The 5675-nt window shown below is 56.6% G+C and carries 6 protein-coding genes and 1 pseudogene; 3 read left to right on the top strand and 4 right to left on the bottom strand.

Annotation, left to right across the window (positions count from 1 at the left end):
* Positions 1-89 precede the first annotated feature (89 nt).
* The 4 genes from VGE80_RS06285 to VGE80_RS06270 all read right to left on the bottom strand — a co-directional run bounded on the left by VGE80_RS06285 (position 90) and on the right by VGE80_RS06270 (position 4241).
* Complete coding sequence (locus VGE80_RS06285) at positions 90-779, bottom strand: SOS response-associated peptidase (protein WP_440592060.1); 690 nt, start codon at positions 777-779, stop codon at positions 90-92.
* A gap of 218 nt (positions 780-997) precedes the next feature.
* Positions 998-1807 carry an enoyl-ACP reductase FabI gene (locus VGE80_RS06280; protein WP_373650265.1) on the bottom strand — a complete coding sequence of 270 codons (810 nt, stop codon included), beginning with the start codon at positions 1805-1807 and terminating at the stop codon, positions 998-1000.
* A gap of 427 nt (positions 1808-2234) precedes the next feature.
* Complete coding sequence (locus VGE80_RS06275) at positions 2235-3302, bottom strand: hypothetical protein (protein WP_440592059.1); 1068 nt, start codon at positions 3300-3302, stop codon at positions 2235-2237.
* Positions 3303-3569: 267 nt separating this feature from the next.
* Positions 3570-4241 carry an OmpH family outer membrane protein gene (locus VGE80_RS06270; protein WP_373650263.1) on the bottom strand — a complete coding sequence of 224 codons (672 nt, stop codon included), beginning with the start codon at positions 4239-4241 and terminating at the stop codon, positions 3570-3572.
* Positions 4242-4582: 341 nt separating this feature from the next.
* On the opposite strand from VGE80_RS06270, the gene VGE80_RS06265 reads away from it, so the two are divergent.
* From VGE80_RS06265 to VGE80_RS06255, 3 genes and pseudogenes are all read left to right on the top strand, one after another.
* The gene (locus VGE80_RS06265; RefSeq protein WP_373650262.1) at positions 4583-4768 is read left to right on the top strand and encodes a carbon storage regulator; all 186 of its coding nucleotides are present in this window, start codon (positions 4583-4585) and stop codon (positions 4766-4768) included.
* A 175-nt stretch (positions 4769-4943) separates the two neighbouring features.
* The gene (locus VGE80_RS06260; protein WP_397571535.1) at positions 4944-5393 is read left to right on the top strand and encodes a hypothetical protein; all 450 of its coding nucleotides are present in this window, start codon (positions 4944-4946) and stop codon (positions 5391-5393) included.
* 72 nt (positions 5394-5465) lie between these two features.
* A pseudogene (locus VGE80_RS06255) lies at positions 5466-5675 on the top strand (hypothetical protein); the annotation flags it as partial.

Raw genomic sequence — 5675 nt, 5'->3', positions numbered from 1 at the left:
GTGTGAATATCACGAGGATAGGTTGTGGTTTCCGCGGTATTCTGAATAAAAGGACCGCGCCCGACACAGCGGCGACAATTGAAGTGTGTCTAGAACAGTGTCCGCACTTCGGTCACTCGCTTCAGACACTCGGGACTGTCGTACTTCACGTTATTGACCAGTGAGCATACAGGGGTTGCCGCGAGAATTTCACTGGGGCAGGGGACGAGGAAACGCCGGAGTACCTCGAGATCGACCAGCTTGGGGTCGAGCCAGGCTTTCCAGTCTGCTTTTTCCAGGATCACGGGCATCCGGTCGTGAATCTGGGCCATAAACGAGTTGGCTTCGGTCGTGACGACGGCACACGATTCGATGACCGTCCCATCCACGGCTTGCCAGCGGTCCCAGATTCCTGCCAGCGCCAGCGGCTGGCCATCCGCCCGAAAGATATTCCATGGCTGCTTCGATTTCGAATCGAGTCGCTTCCATTCGAAAAACCCGTTGGCAGGAATCAGGCATCGGCGAAGCTGAAACGACTGACTGAACGACGGTTTCGAATCAATGGTTTCAGCACGAGCGTTATTCAGAGGTGGGCCGGTCAGTTTTGTCTTTGACCAGGAAGGGATCAGCCCCCATAGCAAAGGTTCTGCAAGTCGTTCACCCGGAGAATGCTGCCGCACGGCCAGCGCCTTCTGCATCGGACCGAGGTTATAACGAGGCTCCCAGTCCGGCTCGCGAAACAGTTCGAAGACGTCAGCCAGTTCGGCTGGCGACATCCACAAATTGATCCGCCCACACATCAGTCGAATCCTCGGCGAAAGTGTTCCCAGCCACTGCGGCCCAGACCGGCATTATATCGTGATGAGGCGAAGGAGTTGCTGAAAAACGAGAAGATCCCTGGCTGGTACAAGCGGGCGGGTCGAATCTTCTTGGATTCCACTTTCGCCCGTCGCATCAGCGAGGGATCTGGGATCGAATTCCCGTACGAGATCACAGCGGCCTTACCGCGATGATCAGATCACTGGATTTTGGCGTCGTGAGGAGGGGCTCCCATAATGTGGAAACCACAATCGACGTGCAGTGTTTCTCCGGTCACAGCGCTCGACATATCGCTGAGGAGATAAAGGCCTGTCTTGCCGACTTCTTCGACGTCGGTTGGACGGCGGAGCGGCGAGAGGGCTTCATACATCTTCAGCATGACGTCGATCCCACTAACGGCGGAAGAACTGAGGGTCTTGATGGCCCCGGCACTCAACGAATTGACGCGAATCTTCTTGGGGCCCAGTTCGTGTGCCAGGTAGCCGACGGAGGATTCGAGGGCCGCTTTGCACAATCCCATCACGTTGTAGCCAGGAATGACGCGTTCCCCGCCCAGGTAGGACAGCGTAATGATGCTGCCGCCGTCAGGCATCAGTTCCTGGGCTCGCTTGCAGATGGCCATCAGGCTGTAAACACTGATATCCATTGAGGTTTTGAAGCCGTCGCGGCTGCAGCCGTAGACAGGTCCCTTCAGATCGTCCATCGGCGCATAAGCGATCGAGTGAACGATGAAGTCCAGTGTCCCGAATGTTTCTTTTGCCTGGGCGAATGTCTTATCGAGATCTTCGTCCTTCTGGACGTCGCACGAGACCAGCATCTTGGCCCCGATCGGCTCGACCAGTTTCCGCACTCGCCGCTCCATTTTCGGATTGGCTGGATCCCTGTCCGGGAGATGCGTGAACCCAAGTGACGCACCTTCTTTATGCAGTTGTTCGGTAATCGCCCAGGCGATCGAATAATCGTTGGCGATCCCAAATACCAAGCCTTTTTTCCCAGCCATCAAACTCATCGGCATCTCCTTCGTTCAGAAGCGGCGGTTCCATCCACGTTGCGTATGACGATTCGACAAAAGTTGAAAACAGCGGGGTCTCTTCCTCATCCCCACCGTGAAACGTTCAATCGTCAGCCTGATCAACTTGCCCAAATCGGTGCAGGAGCGATTTTCTTCCTGCCGCCACACGATAACAGCGCCCGGAAAACCCGCAACTGTCAGCAGGTACGCAGAGAGCCGTCAGGAATTCATTCCCCTCTGCCTTGCTGACACCCCGTGAAAATGAACGTGGCAGCTTGAGGGCCGACGGGCAGAATGGAAGGCCGTCGTTCCAGCGCAAACTTCGATCGACGTCGGCGCACAGGCCCGGTATCGATCAGAAGATACAGGAGCGTGGGGAGCTGCATCGTCGTTCGGAGCGTCCCAGAAACCGATCCCGCGTTATTTATTCGTCGAAGTAGACGAAGTGCCGGATCGCCTGGGCGATCTGCGGCTGGGAATAGTAGTGGACCCAGATGTGTCCCAAGCCGACCAGATTAGTGACGTCGTAGTCAACGATCTTCTGGTTGGCCGGTCCGATCAACTCACGGTCGCGGCGGGTGAAGCCCGATATCGCCAGAGCTTTACCGGAAATCGGCCGGCGAAGTGGATAGACTGTCAGGGGAAAATCCGTGTGGTTTCTCAGATTGATCACCGCTTCGCACTGATTCAGAGCCAACCCGAATCGCTCGTTGGGATTCAACCAGTCATGATCAATCGCCGCCGCAGCCAGAATCACGCGAATCCGGCGAGGAGGTTGGGGACCGCCCGCAAAGAATCGCCCTTCCACAGCACCGCCCCCCATGGAATGGAGTGCGGCACTCACCATCCGTGTTCCGTGACTGTGGCCGATCACGCAAACCGGATGCTGATGACTCACTTTTGTGATCAGATCCGCAAGATAAAACCCGTTCAGGGAAGCACGCCGTCCCAGGACGTTCACTCGCAGTCCCGGTATACAACATTCAACGTCATCACTGGCCCACGTGTAGAAGATCATATGAACCGGCTGGCAGGGGGCCGCACCCCGCAACCAGCGATATGTCTGTGCCGAGTCATTGAGCATGGAATCCCAGGTGACGAAACTGCCATGTGCCATAAAGCACACTGGCACACCGGGTTGAAGAGAGGCGAGCAGCTCGTCCATTGAGCTGTAGCGACCGGGATTCGGTCCCTCGAACCGATAGACCTTATAGTTGTATCCGACACCGGCTTCGACTTCCGCTTCCGCGCAACGCGTACTGATGATCCAGTAGTCGGGGTCGCAGGGTCCGCGAACGATCGTCTGCGTTGAGGGAGGAAGAGATGCTTCCGCCCCGGATTCAGCGGGGGCGGGAAGAACAAACGATCTCCCCTCCGCCGGAGTCTGTCCGAACGCCATCAACGGAGTCAACACGACACCCCAGACGACGATGAGCCATAACCGGCACCATCTTTTGACGAAGGGGTATGGATGTCTGCTACGCGACTTCATGAAAAATGCAGCCGTGGAAAACCAGGATGTTCAGTTAGTGCGGCTCTGGTTATCGTCCGCGAGATTGACCATGTCCAACACAAACCGGCCCCTTTGATGACATCTATACAAGTGAACGAGGACCACATGTTCTCGCCCGCATTTTGTGTAACTGCGCCAAGACCATCAAAAAATAAGCAGGCGGCCCCGATCGGAAGAAACGATCGGGGCCGCCGGTAATCTGGTCTGACAATGACGCCAGGTGGGCGTCGAACTGTCTCTTAATCATTAACGAATCGCTTCGTCCAGTTCTTCCTCTTCTTCTGCAGCGGCGGTCTTCGCAGCGCCGGAAGCGTTTGCGGGAGACATCGCTCGTGCGGATTTCGCGGCTCCGTCCTGTGCAGCGGCGGGGGCAATGGGGTGCTTTTCTTTCAGCACTTTGACGACTTCGTCGGTGATGTCGACACCTGGATCAACCGACAGCAGCAAGCCTTCGTTCTTGGGAATCACAATACTGAGACCCCGTTTGGCAGCGACTTCCTGGGTGATGGGCTTCAATTCCGCGCGGAACTTGGCGATCTGAACCTGCTTGTACTGTTCAAACTCGGCCCGTGCCTTGTTCTGAATCTGGGTCAACTGCGTCACAGCCGAACGCTCCATCTGAGAGAGTTCTTTCAGTTCATCTTCGGTCGGCTCGGTTCCGAGACCTTTTTTCTTCGCGGCGAGCTGATCCTTGGCGCTTTCCACGGTCTTGGCGTAGCCCTGATTCAGCGTGTTCTGAGCCAGCTCGAGCGACTGGGCCAGAAGGCGGTCACGACCGGTTTCGGCGGCCACCTTGTCCAGATCGACCACGGCCATCCCGCCGCGTGACCCTGCCGCGGCTGGCCCGCTGGTCTGTCCGCACCCAATCAAACTCGCAACGCAACCCGAAAGTACGACAAACACACCAACGTGACGCATCCAAAACTCCTTTTTTGGACAGGATTTGTTCAAGCCATGAACGACGTGCGCGGAAGCTATTCGAAACGGTAATTAAGGTCTATAGCAGTTCGAAAGTGCGACAGATCCAGCAAGAACGGTTACAGGCCGCAAATCCCTTCCAACACTCTTTGCCTCACTGCACGTAGTTCTGGAACGCAGCAAGTTTGCCGACGAGCCCCGGGCCACAAAATTGACCGTCTGTCCATGCCCCACGCTCAGTTCAAGCAGAATGCATCTTGCAGAGGATCGGGCGACGATCTGTTCCGATTGCCGGGTCCCAAAGTGTACGGGTTACTGAATTACAGCCAGAGGAGGGAATCATGCTGGTGCTATCAAGGAAGTCAGGAGGCGAAATCACAATCGCGGGCGGGATCAAGATCACGGTCCTGAAGATTTCGGGCAATCGCGTACGCCTGGGTGTTGATGCTCCCCCCGAAATGTCCATCCGCCGGGATCACTGCGATCAGCCCGGTGCACCTGCGTGCGTCGAGAACAAGCAGTCCTGAGCTGAGATCCCTTGGGGCTCCCCTGAAATTCGGGTTGCTGCTCCTCAGGCAGGTAATGGGGTCGCAATGCGTCGAGTGATCACCACCGGGTCAACAGACTTGGAGCAAGGCGGCAGGTTTCGTAGAGTTCACATCGTGCAAACCCTGATCGGCCCCATTTTTAAGAAGTGAACAGATGGACTGGATTCCAATTCTCTCTCGTTGGACGCATGTCGGTACCGCGATCATCCTTGTCGGTGGCGCCTTCTTCATCCGGTTTGTGCTCACCCCTGCGGCATCGCAGCTTCCCGACGACGAGCATAACAAGCTCAAAGAGCTGGTGATGAACAAGTGGAAGCGGTTCGTCCACGCCGGCATTTTGCTCTTTCTGGTCAGCGGCTTCTACAACTACCTCGCCGTGCAGGCCCCTCGTCCGAAGCCCTATCACATGCTGATGGGGATCAAGATGCTCTTGGCGTTCACCGTCTTCTTTCTGATTTCCGCACTTGTCGGACGCTCCAAGGCGTTCGAAGGGATGCGAAAGAATTCCAAGCGGTGGCAACTTGTTGTCCTGATTCTGGCCGCAGCGATCGTCGGGATCTCGGGCTATCTGAAAGTTGTGATTCCTAAACTGGCTGCCGGCTGAGACGGACGGCCACGGGAGTCCTCTCACCGATTTTTTCCGTGAACAATTCCGCAACTGCGGTAAGATATCGCGATGCTGGATCGACGACAGATTCCACACCGCGAGCATGGAGAAGTCGAAATGGTGACAGGACTCCGTTTTCTGACAGTCACTCTGATGGTCCTCGCACTCGCCCACCCCGGCATGGCCCAGGTGGGTGGAGGGGCCGGAGGGACAGGGGGTCTCGGTGGTGGATTCGGCGGGGGGTTTGGCGGCCTCGGGGGTGGTGGGAACAACCAGAAC

It is taken from the genome of Schlesneria sp., assembly GCF_036405755.1.
Taxonomy (GTDB): Bacteria; Planctomycetota; Planctomycetia; order Planctomycetales; family Planctomycetaceae; genus Schlesneria; species Schlesneria sphaerica.
This window is presented reverse-complemented; position numbering and strand designations above follow the sequence as displayed.

What these genes read in the sequence shown, in the direction of transcription:
- VGE80_RS06270 (WP_373650263.1), bottom strand. Translation starts at nt 4,241, where the DNA reads ATGCGTCACGTTGGTGTGTTTGTCGTACTTTCGGGTTGCGTTGCGAGT.
- VGE80_RS06280 (WP_373650265.1), bottom strand. Translation starts at nt 1,807, where the DNA reads ATGAGTTTGATGGCTGGGAAAAAAGGCTTGGTATTTGGGATCGCCAAC.
- VGE80_RS06260 (WP_397571535.1), top strand. Translation starts at nt 4,944, where the DNA reads ATGGACTGGATTCCAATTCTCTCTCGTTGGACGCATGTCGGTACCGCG.
- VGE80_RS06265 (WP_373650262.1), top strand. Translation starts at nt 4,583, where the DNA reads ATGCTGGTGCTATCAAGGAAGTCAGGAGGCGAAATCACAATCGCGGGC.
- VGE80_RS06275 (WP_440592059.1), bottom strand. Translation starts at nt 3,302, where the DNA reads ATGAAGTCGCGTAGCAGACATCCATACCCCTTCGTCAAAAGATGGTGC.
- VGE80_RS06285 (WP_440592060.1), bottom strand. Translation starts at nt 779, where the DNA reads ATGTGTGGGCGGATCAATTTGTGGATGTCGCCAGCCGAACTGGCTGAC.